Genomic DNA, 13,574 nt, shown 5'->3' on the forward strand with positions numbered 1-13,574 from the left:
ATGCTGCTCGCCTCGTCGAAATTCGACGAACTCCGCCTCGATCATATGAGTCGAAAATTCGGCAGTATGAGCGCGCTGAGTGACGTTTCGCTGACCGTGCGCAAGGGGGAATTCATCGCCCTGCTCGGACCTTCGGGCTGCGGCAAGTCGACCGCACTGAACTGCATCGCCGGACTGCTTTCCACCACGGGCGGCAGCATCTATCTCGACGACAAGCGCATCGACCAGCTTAAGCCGGAAGACCGCGGCTTCGGCATGGTCTTCCAGAACTATGCGCTGTTCCCGCATATGACCGTCAAAGCCAACATCGGCTTCGGCCTGAAGATGCGCGGCACGCCCAAGGCCGAGATCACGCAACGCGTCGACGAGGCGCTGGGGCTGGTGCGGCTGGAAACGCAGGGCCACAAGCTGCCGGGTCAACTGTCAGGCGGTCAGCAGCAGCGGGTGGCCATCGCCCGCGCCATCGTCATCGAGCCGCCGCTGGTGCTGATGGACGAGCCGCTCTCCAACCTCGACGCGAAATTGCGCATCGAGATGCGTGCGGAAATCCGGCGCATCCACAACCAGCTCGGGGCCACCACCCTTTATGTGACGCATGACCAGGACGAGGCCTTGTCGCTTGCCGACCGCATAGTCGTGCTGCGCGATGGCCGAATCCGGCAGGTCGGCGCTCCGCGGGACCTCTATGAGAGCCCGGACCATCTCGACGTCGCCGAATTCATGGGTTACCGCAACCGGCTAACCGGCAAGGTCACCCGGCGCGACGGCGACATTGCCATGGTCGAAGTCGGCGGCGTCAGCCTTTCGGGCAGGCTGCGCGACGATCTCGCGGTTGGCGCGCAAGCCGTGATCGCCGCCAGGCCGGACGATGTCACCGTGAGCGACAAGGGCATCGGGACGCTTGATGCGAAGGTCGAAACCATCGAGTATCGCGGCCGGGAATTCGTCGGCACGGCACGCACCGAGGGCGGCCTCGAGCTGATCTTCCATGCCAGCCAGGCCGCGTCGGTCGGGAACACGGTTTCGCTCTCGATCGATTCTGCCCACGCCCTGATCTACGCGGCCTGAGGACGGCGATGTCGACGCTCGATCATACGCCCTCTCCTTCCCTGCGCCAGCGGCTGGCCTTGCACGGGATCGACGGCGTCACCCTTCTGGTGCTTCCGGCCGCCTTGTTTACGCTGGCGATCTTCGTCTATCCCTTTGTCTACGGCCTGCTCCTGTCCTTCCAGCCGAAGGAAGGGGGGCTCCTCGCCAACTACCAGCGTTTCTTCTCCGACCCGTTCCTTTACAACACCATTGCCACAACGCTGTGGCTGGCGGTGCCGGTCACCGTTATCAGCCTGGCGCTGGCGCTGCCCATCGCCTTTCGCGTTCGCCTGATGACGCACCAGCGTATGCTGACCACCATCCTCGTGCTGCCGGTAACGCTCGGCACGGTGCTGGTGGCGGAAGGCCTGCTCAACTATCTGGGACCGCAGGGCTGGTTCAGCCGCACGCTGATGTTGTTCGGCATCATCAGCAGTCCCGTGAAACTCACCAACAATTACTGGGGTGTTTTCGCGTCGCTGATCATCACCGGTTTCCCGTTCACGTTCCTTTTGACGCTCTCCTATGTGACAGGCATCGATCCGGCACTGGAACAGGCAGCGGCGACCCACGGCGCGCGCTCCTGGCAGCGGTTCCGCTATGTGTTCCTGCCGCTGCTGATCCCCGGCCTGGCCATCGCCTTCCTGCTTTCATTCGTACAGGCCTTTGCCGTCTTTCCGTCGGCGGTTCTGCTCGGTGCGCCGGCCGGGCCGACCCGGGTCATCTCGATTGCGGCCTACCAGGCCGCCTTCGAGCAATATGACTACTCGATGGCCTCGGCAATCGCGATGATCATGGCCGGTGTGCAGTTGGTCATCGTCGTCGCCATCCTGATGCTGCGCAACCTGTTCTATCGGGGCAGCACCGCAGGCGGAAAGGGCTGACATGATCCGCGACACAACCATCGCCGCCAAGCTCTGGATCACCGCCATCTGGGTGGTGGTGGGTTTCTTCGTACTCAACCTCGCGGCGATGATTGCCACGGTCATCCTGTCGTCCTTCGGCACGCGCTGGCTGGGCACATGGATTCCTGCCGGCTTCACCACCCGCTGGTATTTCGCCGCCTGGGCGGAGTTCCAGCTCCACGATATCCTGATCGTAACCTTCCAGATCGCCTTCACCGTGGTCGCGCTTTCAGGCCTGCTCGGCGTGACGGCGGCCTATGCGCTGGCGCGGCGCGATTTTCCCGGCAAGAAGCTGGTCATGCTTCTGTTCCTGCTGCCGCTTCTGGTCCCGCCGATCACCTTCGGCATTCCGCTGGCTACCGTGCTCTACCAATCGGGGGTCGGTGGCACCTTCTGGGGCGTGGTGCTGGCCAATCTCGTGCCGACGGTTCCTTTCGTCATCCTGGTGATGATCCCCTTCATCGAGCAGATCGATCCCAAGATCGAGGCGGCCGCGCGTGTCTTCGGCGCCAACACGTTCCAGCTCTTTCTCCATGTTCTGCTGCCGATGCTGATGCCGGGCATCTTGGCGGCGCTGCTGCTGGTGCTGGTGCGTACCATCGGCATGTTCGAACTGACCTTCCTGACAGCCGGGCCGACCAGCCAGACGCTCGTCGTGGCGCTGTACTATTCGGTCTTCGCCTCGGGCGTTCGCGCGGTGCAGTCGATCGACGCGATGGCGGTGGTGTATATGATAACGACGCTGGTCTGGCTGCTGATCGCATTGCGCTTCGTCAATCCGACGCAGATTGTAGCGCGGGCAAAGCAGCAGCCCGCCTCCGCCTGAAACAGGCTTTTCTTTCCGCCGCATGATGGCGGCGGAAAGCCACTCGCTCCAGGAATCCTGGAGCGTTCGAGGTTCGAAGGAAGCGCTCTTATACGGGTTGGTTGCTGGCCGGATCCGCACGGATGAGAGCTGCGATCAAGCGCTGTGTCTGGAGCGCCTCCTCACCCGTCACGACCGGATCGCGGTCTTGCGAAATCGCATCGGCGAAATCGTCAATCAGCGCACGATGCGCGTCATGGGGGAAGTCCATGATGGCTGCGCCGCTGCCTGTCTTCCCCTCCGCCTCGACGCGCTCTTCGCGCCCGTCGAGCCAGCCGACGCTCAGCGCACCGCCGGTCAGCGTGGCCGTGCCGAGCGAGCCGACAAGCTCCATGGTTTCAGGCGAGCCCGGATAGGCCGCCGTCGTGGCGAGCAGCGAGGCCGGCGAGCCGTTGCCGAGCCGCATCAGGGCGGTGACGTAATCCTCAGCCTCCATCCGGTGCAGGCCGGTCGTCCGCACCTGCGAAGCCACCACCTCTACCTCTCCCAGCAGAGAGCGGAAAAGGTCAATGGCGTGGATGGCCTGCGACAACAGCACGCCGCCCCCGTCCCGCGCGAAGCTGCCGCGGCCGCCGGTATCGTAGTAGGCCTGCGGCCGCCACCACGGAACCCGAAGACTGGCCGCCTCCACCGTGCCGATGGCGCCGGAAGCCAGCAGTTGGCGCAGCCGCAGGCTGGCCGGCCGGAAACGGTGCTGCAGGACGACGCCGAGGCGCAGGCCGGCCCCGCGGGCCAGCGTGACCAGCTTCTCGGCGCGGGCCAGTGTTGTTTCGAGCGGCTTTTCGACGAGCACGTGCTTGCCGGCGGCAAGGGCCAGTTCGGCCACCGCCAGATGTGCGTTGGCCGGCGTCAGCACCAGCACCGCCTGAACCTCGGGATCGGCAATCGCGGCCGCAATATCGGTCGTCACGGGAAAGGAAAACTGGTCGGCAAAGGCTTCTGCCGTCGCCTGGCTGCGGCTGGCCGCCCATTTCACCTCGATCCTGCCAGCAAGATCGACGAGGCTCTTCGCATGCGGCAACGCCGCCGGACCCAAGCCGATCATGGCGACACGTAGCCTGCTCATCGCGCGTTCCTTTCCTGCCCCGTCACGACGACCGCCGCCGCCTGCGCCTCGAGCGCCAGCCGGCAGACCGTGAAGACATGCTCCTGCGTCATCGCCGTTTCGGTACGCTCGCACATGTCGGCAAGCAGGCGCTCGAAATAGGATATCTTTTCGCCCGACGCATCGAAATGGCGCGTGCCCTGGCCATCGACGAGGAATACGTGGTCCGTGCCAGGTTTGCCGGCTATGTCGACATATTTCCTAAGTTCGATCGTGCCCTTGGTGCCGAGCAGGATGAGCCGTCCATCCCCCCAGGTCGGCAGCCCGTCGGCGGTGAACCAGTCGACGCGGATATAGCCGCTCGCTTTGTCTCCCCGCAGGAGGATGTCGCCGAAATCCTGGAATGCTGGAATGTCAGGAGCGCCAAAATGGCCGACCGCACTTGAAACGACATTCGCGTCGGCGCAGCCAGTATAGAACAGGAACTGATCAATTTGGTGCGAGGCGATATCGACCAGGATGCCGCCGTAATTCACGGGATCGAAAAACCACGCCGGGCGTAGCGCACGGTTGAGCCGGTGCGGCCCCAGGCCCGTCACATGGATGACTTCGCCGATGGCGCCCTCCATCGCCAGCTGCGTCGCCAGCGTCGAGGCTCGGGTCAGGAGGCGCTCCGAAAAGCAGATCGAAAAGATGCGTCCCGTCTCACGCACGGTCTGCCGCACGGCGGCAAGCTGCTCGAACGTGGTCAGGCCGGGCTTGTCCGCAAGCACGTCCTTGCCATGCCACATGGCCTCGACGGCAATGGCGGCCCGGTCGGAGGGGACAGCCGCGGTAACGACGAGGTCGATGGCGGGATCCTCGATCAGGCGCCGTCGTTCGACCGGCGCGATCCGTGGAAAACGCTCGGCGATGCCGGCGGCAACCTTGGGATCGGTCGTCGCGGGATCGTAGCCGGCGCACTCGGCGCCGGCATCCAGAAGCCCACCGATCAGGTCATAGACGTGACGATGATCGATGCCGATCACGGCAAATCGCATTGGTCCGCTATTTCATCTTGTTGGCACCGACCTCGCGGTCCCATTTCTCGAAGGCGGCGACCAGTGCTTCCGGCTTTAACGGCGCTTCGACCGGGAACTTCCTGATCAGCTCTTCATATTGTGGGCGGCCGAACTCTGCGATGGCGTCCTGGCTTTCCTGCGGCGCGGCGCTGAGTGGTACCCCCTTGACCGCTGGACCGGGATAGAAATAGCCCTTGTCGTAGGTATAGGCCTGCTGCGCGGGTTCGAGCATGAAGGCCATGAGCTTGACCAGAACCGCGACCTTTTCCTCCGCGACGCCCTTGGGAATGCACATGAACTGCGTATCGGGCACCCAATGCGTGCCTTCGAGCGCAAACGTCTCGATCTCCTTCGGCACGATGCCCAACACACGCGGGTTGATGTCCCAGCCGAAGGTGGAAACGATCATGTCGCGGGTGCCCTCGGCCAGCTCCTTCATCGTCACCGTGGTGCCGGAGGGATAGTAATCGATGCCTTCATCCAGCGCCTTCAGATAGGCCCAGGTCTTCTCCCAGCCATTGATGGGATCGGAAGGATTCTTGTCGCCGAGGATGTAGGGCATGGCCATCAGGAAGGTCCAGCCCGGTCCCGAATTGACCGGCCGCGCATAGCAGAATTTGCCGGGATTGGCCTTCACCCACGCCAGCAGTTCGTCGGTGTTCCTGGGGATGGTCTTGACCCTGTCCGGCGCATATTCGAAGAGTGGGCCCGACGGCGAATAGACGACGGCGACGCCTTCGTTCTGGCCGAAGTTCTTCTGCATCATCAAGGCGCTGTCGAGATAGACGTCCTCAGCCTTGGGCAGCACAGTGGGGTATTTCGTCCACACGTCGATCCACAGGCCCTGGGTGATGCCGTCCGACATGGCACCCGGCCCCGTCAGCACCAGGTCGATGTCGACCCGGTTGGCCGCCTGCTGCGCGGCGAGCTTGGCCGGCAGTTCGGGGGACGGCGCGCGCGAGAACGTGATCTTGGAGACGAGCCCCGGATTTTCCTTGCCGAATTTCTCGATTGCCGCCTGGGTAAGCTGCAGATTGCCCGCGACATCAATGATGTTGAGCGCCACCGGCGAAGTGGGCAGAGCAAGCTCGTCGGCGAATGACCTGCCAAAGGGCAGCGCTGCAAACCCAGCCAATCCGCCAAGCGCCTGGCGGCGTGAAATCGTGAACATCGTCGTCCTCCTCATTTATCTCCTTGAAAGAGCGGCATCTCCGCACTTTCATCCCGGCTCTCCCAGACGAATGATATATTAGTCTATTAGTATCGAATGCAACACAAATGACGCCCCGCTGCGCTGAAGGTCCCGTCGCGGACAGGCCGCGTCAGGCCGGTGCCTGGCATGCTGCACTATCCTAGCGCCAGCCCCTCGACGCGGCCGGCCTTTGGCGAAGCATCAGGATTTCTTTGCGCCGACCAATTCGTCCCACTTTCGGAAGGCGGCGATCATCTTTTCCGGCGGCAGCGGCAGTTCGATCGGGTTATCGGCGATGAGGCTGGCATACTCGTCCCTGCCGAAACGTTTGACGATGTCCTGGCTGTGCTGCGGCGCCATGGAGACAGGCACGTTCTTCACCGCCGGGCCGGGGTAGAGATAGCCCTCATCGTAGGAATAAGCCTGCGCTTCGGGCGTAAGCAAAAATGCCATCAGATCAAGCACCACGGCGAGCTTGTCGTCGGAAATGCCTTTCGGAACGCACATGAAAAAGGCGTCCGAAACCCAATGGAAGCCCTTGAGCGTGCCGATCCTTGCCGATTCCGGCACGATGCCGAGGGCGCGCGGATTGATGTCCCATCCCGTGGTCGAAATGATGATGTCGCGGCTGCCTTCCCCGAATTCCTTCATGGTGACGCCGGTGCCGGCGGGATAATAGTCGATATACTGGCCGATCTCTGCCAGATAGGCCCAGGTCTTCTCCCAGCCGTCGACGGGATCCTGCGGATCCTTGTCGCCGAGCAGGTAGGGGAGACCCATCATGAATGTACGGCCGGGGCCGGAATTGGTGGGCCGCGCATACATGAAGCGGCCCGGATGGGCCTTGGCCCAGGCTAGCAGCGCCTCTACCGAGCCGGGAACCTCCTTCACCCGCTCAGGCGCGTATTCGATCAGCGGGCCGGAAGGATAGTAGTTGACGACAACGCCATATCCCGCGCCCTGCTTCTTGTGTAGGGCCAGTGCGGCCGGTTCGTAATTGTCCTCGATTTTGGGGAACTTGTCGTTGAAATCAGGCAGAATCTTGATCCACGTGCCGTTGGCTAGGCCTGCCGCCAGACCGTCGGACCCGGTCAGCACCATGTCGATATCGACGCGGTTGGCTTCCTGCTGCGCGCGCAGCTTTCCGGCCAGCTCGGTCACCGGTGCCTTGGTGAAGACGATGCGTTCGGTGCGCTCGGGATATTTCTTGGCGTAGTTTTCGAAGGCCGGCTGCGAAAGCGCCAGCGCGCCGCCCACGTCCATCACCGAGATGACGACCGGCGATGCCGGCAGTTTGGGTGATTGCGCCCAGGCCCGCGTCGTGCCGGCGAGGAATGTACCGCCAATGCCGCCAAGGATGGTGCGGCGATTCACCTTGAGTTCACGAGCAGTCATGGTTGTCTTCCTTCCCATTTTGTCGTTTGCCGGTCGTATTCGCGTTCTTCTTCTCCGACGCGCGCACGGGTGATGGTCATGTCCGGCGCCCACTCGATCTCGCTGGCGGGCACGCGAAGGCCATGCGCGTCCAGCACCGGCTGCAGCAGCGCCATCACATTTGCCGAGGCCATATCGACAGCCTGTGCGAAACCGGCGATGCCCCAGCGCACCAAGTTGCGCACGGCGTCGTCCAGTCGCAGCGCCGACCCGGCGAGCCCGATGCCGCCAGGAACGCGGACCGAGCCATCGGCGCGGCTCTCGACCCGCATTCCGGCAAATTCGTAAGATCCGTGCGGCGCACCGGCCGCCGAAACGGCATCGGTAACCAGGACCGACCGGTCCAGCCCTTTTGCCCGGACCAGCGATTTCAACGCGCCTGGCGGAACGTGAATCCCGTCGGCGATGAATGTCGCGGCGAGACGGTCTTCGGCCAGTTGGGCAAACAGGGTATTGTCCAGTTTCGGCAAGGTTTGCGGCAGCCCGTTGCCGAGATGGGTGGAAAGGACAGCGCCAGCCGCCGCGGCCTGCGCCACGAGCTCAAAACCGCAAGCCGAGTGGCCGATCGAAACAAGAATGTTGTGCCGGTTCATGGCCCGTATGAAAGCAATGCCACCTTCCACTTCGGGAGCCAGCGTCGTCAAAAGGATCGGGCGCTTGAGCAGCGACTGCAGACGCTCAATGAGCGCAGGATCCGCAGCGGTCATCGCCGAGGCGGGATGGCATCCGGAATAACCCGGGGCGGGATTGAGGAACGGACCTTCCAGATGATAGCCGGGGCACATGAGGGGACCGAGGCGGCTTTCGGAGACAGCCTTGTCGAGAGCGCTGAACCGCGCCGACAATTCGTCCGGCCTTGCCGTGATGATCGTCGGCAGGCACGCTGTCACGCCGCACGCCAGGAGGGCCTCCAGCGCTTCGTCGAGTTCCGCCGCCGTCAGGGTCCCCGAGTTGAAATCGACGCCGGCGAAGCCATTGACCTGCATGTCGACCAGACCGGGAGTAATCATGTTGCGGCCGATCGCCAAGATTCCTTACGCGGAGAGTACACGGCTTGATACCGCTTGCAAGCCATTTTTGAATAATGTTATCCAGAAATGCGAAAGGAAAGAATCCGGGCATGTTGACGCTCTACACCGCGGATTTCGAGGACGCCCGCCAACGCGACTGCGCACGCGTCATCGCCAGCCTGCACGAAGGCGGCGGCAAATCCCGCGCCGCACTTGCCGCCGAGTTGGACATGACCTCGATGGCGATCTCGCGCGCCATCGCCGACCTCGTCGGCAGGGGCATCATCGAGCAAAGCGTCGGCCAGGTGAGCGGCCGTGGCCGCCCACCGGCGCAAATCGTTTTGAACCCCGGTTGCGCGGGCGCGACCGTCCTTCTTGTTTCCAGCCAGGAACTGGTTGGCGTCCTTGTCGATTTCCGCGGAAGTGTCCTCGCCCGGCAAACCGCCCATGTTCCGTCCGACGCCGATTCGGCCCGCATGACCGCGACGATGCGTGACCTTGTCGCCGGTCTGCTCGGCAGCTGCCCGTCTGGCATGCGTCATGTCGGAACGTCCGTTGCCGTTTCCGGCATCGTGGACGTGAAGACCCGGACGTGGATAGTGACCTCGCGATGGCCGAACGTTCGCGATTTCGACGTCGGCAAGGCGCTCGATGACATCACGCCGCGCGTGTTCCTGTTTCGCCAACTGGATGTCGAATTGAGCGCCCGATACGCCGTGCCGGGCATGGAAAGACTGGAAGGCGCCTTCATTCTTCATTGGGGTTGGGGCATCGGCCTGGCCTATCGCGGCAGCGCCTATGCGCCGATGCGCCAGGGCGGCCCCTTCGGCGAAATCGGCCATTGGCGTTTCAACGTGCTCAAGGATCGCCCCTGCGGATGCGGCAACCGGGGCTGTCTCGAAACAGCAGCTTCGCTGTCAGCCCTGTTGCCGGTCATACGGGAGATATATCCGTGGGCTTCAGGGGAGGAGGAACTCCTCTCCAGCCAAATCGAGACGATGGAGCTGACGGATATTCCCGAAATCCGGGTCGCCGTCGATCTTATGGCGCGCGCGCTGGGGAACGCCTGCAGGCTGCTTTTCCCCGAGAAGGTGTTCATCACCGGCCCGGTTACCTGCAATGCCGGACTCTACGAACTTCTACGCTCCCGCTTCGAGGCGGAAGGATTGATCGGCACCTTGCGCCTGCCGACCCTGATCTCCGATCGCTCCAGCCTGGACTACGTCGTCCAAGGCGCCGCGCAACCGCTTCATGAAATCGCCGTTCGCGTGCTGCTCGGCACGCCGCAGGGGAAACCGAATGGCGCGGGGCGGAGCCGGCGGAATGGAAAGCGGCAAAGGCCGATGCCCTGACGCGAAGCATCTGAATGATTGACGCTGCGGGTTCAGAGATCCGGGAGCAATCTCGATGCCCCACACCTCTCACGTCCTGTGGAGAATGCTGCGACGCCGCTCGGGCGAAGCTCACTGCCTCGCGGAGGTTTTCGAGCCGGTTCTCACTGACGAGCCGCACAGCGAACAGCCGCATTTAGCATGTCGCCAGCGTTTTCTTCTTTAGGCCAGGAGCGCATTCCCGCGCCGTTCCATCTCTGCCGGATCGAGGTCCTCCCTCCACGACAGGAGCACCCAGACGTGGCCGAAGGGATCGCGCACGGTGGCGGAACTGGCGCCATAGCACATATTCGTGGGTGGCTGAATCTCTTCCGCGCCAGCCTTGACCGCGCGCCGCAGCAAGGTCGCGTTATCATCAGTGAAGATGTGAAGGCCAGCTGTGCAGCGACCAAGTGTCCGCGGCTCGCCGTATAGTCTCTCGTCCGGATCCCCGATCATGATCACGGCTCCGCAGATCAAAATCTCGGCGTGCATGATTTTGCCGCCTGGGTGGGCAATTCGGAACAATTCCATCGCTCCGAATGCCCGCTCGTAGAACGCGATCCCATCCGACGCCCCGTCGACGTAGATATGAGGGACAATCGCATTTCGATATCTCTCCGGTCGTTCAGTCATCTCGGTGTCCTCGCGCCAAATATCAGAGCGCTCGTTTGCGGTGCACAAGCCGGCGAAACACTCTTTACAAGACCCGGCGGAAGGCTCGCCTCAGTTCGCCCACCGCACCGCCGGAGACCATCAACCGTGCGTCGACACGATCCGTTCCGGGTTCCACGCGATCATCTGCTCGATTGCCGCCGAAGCCGGCGCCGGCTCGACTTGAAATTCCTCGAAAATCGAACGGTGCCTCTCTTTTCCAACACGGCAGGTCGGCAAAAATCCAGGCCGACTCCAACCTGGAGACTGTCCTGATATTTCCGGCGATCAGCGGCTGGCGCCAGAAGGCGATACGGTCCTGCAAGCGATGGCCTGGATAGTCGCCGGCATGAAGCACGGATGGCCGAAGGCGGTCGGAAGTCGAACGCCGTCCGCGGCTGCTCGCCCCTAGACGCCGAGATGATGCTGCAGCAGCCCCGGCTGTGTCTTGAGCTCGGCGGCCGGGCCCTCGTGGGCGATATGGCCGTTATTGATGATATAAACGCGGCTCGCGAGCGCCAGCGTCGCGGCGATGTTCTGTTCCACCAGCACGATTGTCTGCCCTGCCTGGGCCAGTTCGCGGCAGGCGCGCACCAGATCGTGCACAATGACTGGAGCAAGTCCTTCGAAGGGCTCATCAAGCAGAAGGATCTTCGGGTTGCGCACCAATGCACGGGCTATGGCCAGCATCTGCTGTTCGCCACCCGAGAGATCCGTGCCACGGCTGGTGCGCCGTTCCTTCAGCCGTGGGAACATCGTGTAGATGCGTTCCAGCGGCCAGCGGCCGTCGGCGGTCAATCCGGCCAGAATGATGTTTTCCTCGACGCTCAGGCTGCCGAAGATGCGCCGATTTTCGTGCACGAGCTGCATGCCTTCCCGAGCGATGCTGTGCGCCTTCCTGCCAACCAGCTCAACCCCGTCGAGCTCAACCGAGCCGGCTCGTGGCGTCACCACGCCCATCAGGCTCTTCAGCGTCGTCGACTTGCCCGCGCCGTTGCGCCCGAGCAGCGCCACGACCTCGTTTTTCTCGACCCTCAATGAGACGTCGAACAGAATGTGACTGTCGCCATAATAGCTGTTCAACGCCCTGACTTCGAGCAGGCTCATGCCACCTCTCCATGTACTCCGCCGAGGTAGGCTTCCTGCACCTTTGCGTTGGTCTTGATCTCAGCGGGCATGCCTTCGACCAGTACCCTGCCCTCCTGCAGGACGGTCACTTTCTCGACCAGCTCGAAGAGCGAATCCATGTCGTGGTCGATGATGATCATCGTGCGTCCACGCGCGATTGACTTGAGCAGCGCCACGGTCTCGACGCGCTCGCGCGGGCTCATGCCGGCAAGCGGCTCGTCAAGCAGGAGCAGGCTCGGCGACGTCGCCAGCGCAAGGCCGATTTCCAGCCGCCGCTTCTCGCCATAGGCCAGTTCCGAAACGGGCCGATCGAGCCGCGCCGTAAGGTTCACCAGCGCCGCCGTTCGCTCGACCTGCTCATTGAGACCGGGAACGCTGTGGATACTCTTGAACAGGTCAAGCCGGAACTTTCCACGCGCCTCGCCCAGCGCGGCAATCATCAGGTTCCGCCGCACCGTCAGGCGGTCGAACAGCTGGTTGATCTGGTAGCTCTTGGTGAGCCCGAGCTGGCACACCTCGGACACACCCATGCCCGTAATGTCGCGGCCGGCCAGTATGATGCGGCCGGAGGTCGGCGCGATCTCGCAGGTGAGCATCTTGAAGAACGTCGTCTTGCCCGCGCCGTTGGGTCCAATGATGCCCCTTATCTCCCCATGGTCGACGCTGAAGTCGATGTCGCTGTTGGCTGTGATACCGCCATAGCGTTTGGTTAGGCCCTGCACCTGCAGGATCGGTCCGGATGCTGGCGCAGTGCCATGCCGGCGCGCCGGCATCGGTTCGACGACGGTCACGACGTGCGGCGCACTCTCGACCGCGGGATTGGCCCGTTCGATGCGCTTGCGGCCGCCGGTCAACCCATAGAGATCGACGATCGCACCGACGATGCCGCGCCGCAGGAAGCAGACCAGCAGCACGAAAACGATGCCGAGCACCAACTTCCATGTGGCGCCGAGATGCAATGTGTTCTGGAAAAAGTCGCTCAGATAGAGCCACACCGTCGCGCCCACCAGCGGCCCGAACAGTGTGCCGGCCCCGCCGATCGCCGTCTGCATCACGACCTGGCCAGACGTGTCGAACATGAAAGCGTCCGGCGGCATGAAGCCCTGCATGACGCCCAACAGGCCGCCGGCAAAGCCGGCATAGATCGCCGCAACCACGAAGGCCGTGAGCTTGTAGCCGTGTATGTCGTGGCCGAGCGCCGCGGCGCGGAGCGGATTGTCACGGATCGCCGAAAGGATCGCGCCAACCGGCGAGCGTACGATGCGAAGTGCGACGACAATGCCCACGAAATACCAGAACGCCAGGAAGGTATACATCGTCCAGTCGGTGTTGAATTCGAGTACCGTGAAGCCGAGGTTGACGACCGGGGTTGGCACGCCAGGCAAGCCGTTCTCGCCGCCTGTGAATGCCGAGAGCGGATTGAACTCGACAAAGAAGAAGACTTCGGCGATGGCCACCGTGATCATGGCGAAATAGATGCCGGTGCGTCTCAGGGCGATCAGGCCGATCACATAGCCGACGACACCCGACACGACGGCGCCCATGACGATGGCAGCCATGACATAGGAGAAGCCGGTTTCAGTCAGGAGATAGGCGGCGAACATCCCGCCAGTACCGTAGAAGGCCGACTGGCCGAACGACAGCAATCCCGTGTAGCCGAACAGGATGTCGAAGCCGATCCCGAACAGGCCCCATATAAGGATACGATTGATCGTGCTGGGCGAAAAGCCGAGATGGGGCAGCACGAACGGCGCCAGGACGAGCGCCAGCGCCGTCAGAAGCTCGACAAGGAAGGGATGTTTGATGTTCATGGCGACCGCG

Annotated in this window: 13 protein-coding genes; 4 read left to right on the forward strand and 9 right to left on the reverse strand. The window is 62.9% G+C overall.

Translation table 11 applies throughout. The features are described from left to right. The 3 genes from FJ426_RS24240 to FJ426_RS24250 are packed head-to-tail and all read left to right on the forward strand — an operon-like array spanning nucleotide 1 to nucleotide 2,820. Nucleotides 1–1,068: an ABC transporter ATP-binding protein gene (locus FJ426_RS24240; RefSeq protein ID WP_140498466.1), complete on the forward strand. Its 1,068-nt coding sequence runs from the start codon at nucleotides 1–3 to the stop codon at nucleotides 1,066–1,068. Between the two features lie 8 nt (nucleotides 1,069–1,076). Beyond that, the gene (locus FJ426_RS24245) at nucleotides 1,077–1,973 is read left to right on the forward strand and encodes a sugar ABC transporter permease (protein WP_140498467.1); all 897 of its coding nucleotides are present in this window, start codon (nucleotides 1,077–1,079) and stop codon (nucleotides 1,971–1,973) included. 1 nt (nucleotide 1,974) lies between these two features. Beyond that, on the forward strand, nucleotides 1,975–2,820 hold the full coding sequence (locus FJ426_RS24250) for an ABC transporter permease subunit (RefSeq protein ID WP_140498468.1): 846 nt from the start codon (nucleotides 1,975–1,977) through the stop codon (nucleotides 2,818–2,820). 88 nt (nucleotides 2,821–2,908) lie between these two features. On the opposite strand, the gene FJ426_RS24255 is transcribed toward FJ426_RS24250, so the two are convergent. From FJ426_RS24255 to FJ426_RS24275, 5 genes are all read right to left on the reverse strand, one after another. Then, the gene (locus tag FJ426_RS24255) at nucleotides 2,909–3,904 is read right to left on the reverse strand and encodes a Gfo/Idh/MocA family oxidoreductase (RefSeq protein ID WP_246675592.1); all 996 of its coding nucleotides are present in this window, start codon (nucleotides 3,902–3,904) and stop codon (nucleotides 2,909–2,911) included. Nucleotides 3,905–3,921: 17 nt separating this feature from the next. Then, entirely contained in the window at nucleotides 3,922–4,944 is a 1,023-nt protein-coding gene (locus FJ426_RS24260) for a Gfo/Idh/MocA family oxidoreductase (RefSeq protein ID WP_140561312.1), read from the reverse strand. Nucleotides 4,945–4,951: 7 nt separating this feature from the next. Continuing rightward, a complete protein-coding gene (locus FJ426_RS24265; protein WP_140513467.1) occupies nucleotides 4,952–6,136 on the reverse strand; it encodes an extracellular solute-binding protein in 1,185 nt (394 codons plus the stop codon). A 222-nt stretch (nucleotides 6,137–6,358) separates the two neighbouring features. Continuing rightward, a complete protein-coding gene (locus tag FJ426_RS24270; RefSeq protein ID WP_140561314.1) occupies nucleotides 6,359–7,552 on the reverse strand; it encodes an extracellular solute-binding protein in 1,194 nt (397 codons plus the stop codon). Then, on the reverse strand, nucleotides 7,549–8,601 hold the full coding sequence (locus FJ426_RS24275) for an N-acetylglucosamine-6-phosphate deacetylase (RefSeq protein WP_140498473.1): 1,053 nt from the start codon (nucleotides 8,599–8,601) through the stop codon (nucleotides 7,549–7,551). The genes FJ426_RS24270 and FJ426_RS24275 overlap by 4 nt, the downstream gene beginning before the upstream one ends. A 110-nt stretch (nucleotides 8,602–8,711) precedes the next feature. On the opposite strand from FJ426_RS24275, the gene FJ426_RS24280 reads away from it, so the two are divergent. Then, nucleotides 8,712–9,953 carry an ROK family transcriptional regulator gene (locus tag FJ426_RS24280; protein ID WP_181172791.1) on the forward strand — a complete coding sequence of 414 codons (1,242 nt, stop codon included), beginning with the start codon at nucleotides 8,712–8,714 and terminating at the stop codon, nucleotides 9,951–9,953. Between the two features lie 201 nt (nucleotides 9,954–10,154). Here the strand turns inward: FJ426_RS24280 and FJ426_RS24285 are convergent, their stop codons facing one another. From FJ426_RS24285 to FJ426_RS24300, 4 genes are all read right to left on the reverse strand, one after another. Continuing rightward, the gene (locus FJ426_RS24285; protein WP_140561317.1) at nucleotides 10,155–10,607 is read right to left on the reverse strand and encodes a VOC family protein; all 453 of its coding nucleotides are present in this window, start codon (nucleotides 10,605–10,607) and stop codon (nucleotides 10,155–10,157) included. A 64-nt stretch (nucleotides 10,608–10,671) separates the two neighbouring features. Beyond that, entirely contained in the window at nucleotides 10,672–10,950 is a 279-nt protein-coding gene (locus tag FJ426_RS24290) for a hypothetical protein (protein WP_140525297.1), read from the reverse strand. Between the two features lie 83 nt (nucleotides 10,951–11,033). Beyond that, a complete protein-coding gene (locus FJ426_RS24295) occupies nucleotides 11,034–11,732 on the reverse strand; it encodes an ABC transporter ATP-binding protein (protein ID WP_140561318.1) in 699 nt (232 codons plus the stop codon). Continuing rightward, nucleotides 11,729–13,564, reverse strand: a complete 1,836-nt coding sequence (locus tag FJ426_RS24300; RefSeq protein ID WP_140561320.1) for a branched-chain amino acid ABC transporter ATP-binding protein/permease — start codon at nucleotides 13,562–13,564, stop codon at nucleotides 11,729–11,731. The genes FJ426_RS24295 and FJ426_RS24300 overlap by 4 nt, the downstream gene beginning before the upstream one ends. Between the last annotated feature and the right edge of the window lie 10 nt (nucleotides 13,565–13,574).

The sequence above is a fragment of the Mesorhizobium sp. B2-6-4 genome (assembly GCF_006441495.1).
Taxonomy (GTDB): domain Bacteria; phylum Pseudomonadota; class Alphaproteobacteria; order Rhizobiales; family Rhizobiaceae; genus Mesorhizobium.

Bases quoted from the DNA above. Each gene is read 5' to 3' on its own strand.
- FJ426_RS24240 (WP_140498466.1), top strand. From the start codon at position 1: ATGCTGCTCGCCTCGTCGAAATTCGACGAACTCCGCCTCGATCATATG.
- FJ426_RS24245 (WP_140498467.1), top strand. From the start codon at position 1,077: ATGTCGACGCTCGATCATACGCCCTCTCCTTCCCTGCGCCAGCGGCTG.
- FJ426_RS24250 (WP_140498468.1), top strand. From the start codon at position 1,975: ATGATCCGCGACACAACCATCGCCGCCAAGCTCTGGATCACCGCCATC.
- FJ426_RS24255 (WP_246675592.1), bottom strand. From the start codon at position 3,904: ATGATCGGCTTGGGTCCGGCGGCGTTGCCGCATGCGAAGAGCCTCGTC.
- FJ426_RS24260 (WP_140561312.1), bottom strand. From the start codon at position 4,944: ATGCGATTTGCCGTGATCGGCATCGATCATCGTCACGTCTATGACCTG.
- FJ426_RS24265 (WP_140513467.1), bottom strand. From the start codon at position 6,136: ATGTTCACGATTTCACGCCGCCAGGCGCTTGGCGGATTGGCTGGGTTT.
- FJ426_RS24270 (WP_140561314.1), bottom strand. From the start codon at position 7,552: ATGACTGCTCGTGAACTCAAGGTGAATCGCCGCACCATCCTTGGCGGC.
- FJ426_RS24275 (WP_140498473.1), bottom strand. From the start codon at position 8,601: ATGATTACTCCCGGTCTGGTCGACATGCAGGTCAATGGCTTCGCCGGC.
- FJ426_RS24280 (WP_181172791.1), top strand. From the start codon at position 8,712: ATGTTGACGCTCTACACCGCGGATTTCGAGGACGCCCGCCAACGCGAC.
- FJ426_RS24285 (WP_140561317.1), bottom strand. From the start codon at position 10,607: ATGACTGAACGACCGGAGAGATATCGAAATGCGATTGTCCCTCATATC.
- FJ426_RS24295 (WP_140561318.1), bottom strand. From the start codon at position 11,732: ATGAGCCTGCTCGAAGTCAGGGCGTTGAACAGCTATTATGGCGACAGT.
- FJ426_RS24300 (WP_140561320.1), bottom strand. From the start codon at position 13,564: ATGAACATCAAACATCCCTTCCTTGTCGAGCTTCTGACGGCGCTGGCG.